This window comes from Microbacterium sp. 13-71-7 (assembly GCF_002257455.1).
In the GTDB taxonomy this organism is placed as follows: Bacteria; Actinomycetota; Actinomycetes; order Actinomycetales; family Microbacteriaceae; genus Microbacterium.
The window spans coordinates 1-2,313 of record NZ_NCKN01000376.1; the positions used below are offsets into that span (position 1 = coordinate 1).

At 71.3% G+C, this 2,313-nt stretch carries 3 protein-coding genes; all 3 read left to right on the top strand.

Annotated features, from left to right (window positions below; translation table 11 throughout):
- The coding region (locus tag B7X32_RS20415) for an ATP-binding cassette domain-containing protein (RefSeq protein ID WP_292723961.1) at window positions 1-524 on the top strand (524 nt) is incomplete at its 5' end.
- 3 nt (window positions 525-527) lie between these two features.
- Window positions 528-2,054 carry a serine/threonine-protein kinase gene (locus B7X32_RS20420; protein WP_292723964.1) on the top strand — a complete coding sequence of 509 codons (1,527 nt, stop codon included), beginning with the start codon at window positions 528-530 and terminating at the stop codon, window positions 2,052-2,054.
- A 56-nt stretch (window positions 2,055-2,110) separates the two neighbouring features.
- On the top strand, window positions 2,111-2,313 hold a 203-nt coding region (locus B7X32_RS20425), incomplete at its 3' end, for a glutathione S-transferase N-terminal domain-containing protein (protein WP_292723967.1).

A 2,313-nucleotide genomic window follows, 5' to 3' on the forward strand; every position in this document is an offset into this window, starting at 1 on the left:
ATTACATCGGCATGGTCTTCCAGAAGCCGAATCCGTTCCCCGCGATGTCGATCTACGACAACGTGGTCGCCGGTCTCAAGCTGACCGGCGTGCGGGCGGGACGAAGCGCCAAGGACGAGCTGGTGGAGCGCTCGCTCACGAGCGCCGGCCTCTGGACCGAGGTGAAGGACCGGCTGCGCCAGCCCGGCGGAGGTCTCTCCGGTGGTCAGCAGCAACGGCTCTGCATCGCGCGATCGCTCGCGGTGAAGCCCCGCGTGCTGCTGATGGACGAGCCCTGCTCCGCATTGGATCCCACGTCGACGAGGGTCATCGAGGAGACCATGACCGAACTGAAGAAGGAGGTCACGATCGTCATCGTGACGCACAACATGCAACAGGCGCAGCGTGTCTCGCAGCAGTGCGCGTTCTTCCTCGCCTCGGGCGGTCAGCCGGGCCACATCGTCGAGCACGGCGATACGGATGCGATGTTCGCGGAGCCTCAGGACCAGCGCACCTACGACTACGTCAACGGGCGGTTCGGCTAGGCCATGACCGGGACGCACGGTGGATCCGAGGCCGAGGGGGAGCTCCTGGGCGGTCGCTACCGGCTCGGGGCACTGCTCGGGGTGGGCGGATCCGCCGCGGTGCACCGCGCGGACGATGTCCTCGGCGGACCGCCGGTGGCGATCAAGATCCTGCACCCGCACCTCTGCGCGGATGCAGCGGCCCGGCGGGCGTTCCTCCGCGAAGCCCGGCATGCCGCGTCCGTGACCCACGGCAACGTCGTGCTCATCCACGACGCCGGCCTGCACGAGGCGGGCGGGGTGACGATGCCCTGGATCGCGCTCGATCTGCTGCACGGGAAGACGTTGCGGGACTGGGTGCGCGCGCACGGGCCCCTCCCGCCTGCTGAGGCGGCGGCGGTCGTGACGGGGATGCTCGCGGGACTCGAGGCGGCGCACGCGGCGGGCATCGTGCACCGCGACATCTCGCCGCAGAACGTCGTGCTCGAGACCGCGGGAGCGCATGCGCGCGCGCACGATGTGCGGATACTCGACTTCGGTCTCGCTGACGCCTCGGGGCGCTCGACCGTGGGCGCCGACGTGCTGCTGGCCGGACGCCCGACCGCCGGCGAGGGCGCGGCGATCGTCGGCAATGTGCATTTCATGTCGCCCGAGCAGGCCTCGGGGCGGCCGCTGCGCGCCGGCAGCGATCTGTACCAGGTCGGCGCGGTGCTGTTCTTCCTGCTCACCGGGGCGCCGCCATTCCCGCGGTCCACGAACGAGGAGGTGCTCCGTGCGCATCTGGTCGCGCCGCCTCCCGTTCCCTCGGCCGTCGTCCCGGCCGCGCGGCCCCTCGATGGCGTCGTCGTGCGTGCGCTTACGAAGACGCCGGCGCGTCGCTTCCGAGACGCCGGCGAGTTCCGCGACGCACTCGCCGCGGCTGTGTCGGACCTCCCGGAGCCGTTCCCGGTCGAAGCAGCCTCGCGCGATGATGGAGCGGAGACCAGGGGGACGGGGCCGACCTCGCTCCTGCCGGGCGACGCGACCGCCGACGACCTCGACTATCTCTCCCCGGGATCGCCGGCGGAACGGCCTACGTCGGATCCTGCTCCCGGTTCGCGCGGCTCTGCGGCGGCGGTCGGGCTCGGCGCGGTCGTGCTCGCGTTGGCGGTGATCGCGGGCGTGTTCGTGGCGGCCTTCGCCTCGGCGAACGGGAGAGAGGACACACCGGCGCCGTCGTCGGTCGAGGTGCTCCCCGACCCCGATCTCACCTCTCCGCCCGTCCTCGCTGCGACGCCCGGGGCCGATGCTCCGGTGGCGCCACCGGAGGCATCGCCGGCCCAGATCGTGACAGTCCCCGAGCTGAAGGGCGATCTGGCGGCGGCGGAGGCCGCACTGGCCCGGATGGGACTGACCCGGGGCACCGTGACCCGGATGGACTCCAGCGAACTCGCCGACCGCGTGCTGGCCCTGCACGATACCGGCCAGTGCTACCCGGAGCAGCGGCACCGGCTGCTCAAACGCTGGGGCGAGCAGCGGCGGCAGCGCAAGGCGCTGGCTGCCGACTGCTGACAGCCGCTGTCAGCAGCCCCCGCGCACACTGCCGGCTCCCGCCACAGGAGCTCGCCATGCACACGTTGGTTTTCTACACCCACCCGTTCTCCCGCGGCCGCGTCGCGCGCTGGATGCTGGAAGAGACCGGCCTGCCCTACGAGGAGGTCATCCTCGATTACGGCACCACGATGAAGGCACCGGAGTACCTGGTGATCAACCCGATGGGCCAGGTGCCGACGCTGCGCCACGGCGACAGCGTGGTGACCGAGAACGCGGC

Bases quoted from the DNA above. Each gene is read 5' to 3' on its own strand.
- B7X32_RS20420 (WP_292723964.1), top strand. From the start codon at position 528: ATGACCGGGACGCACGGTGGATCCGAGGCCGAGGGGGAGCTCCTGGGC.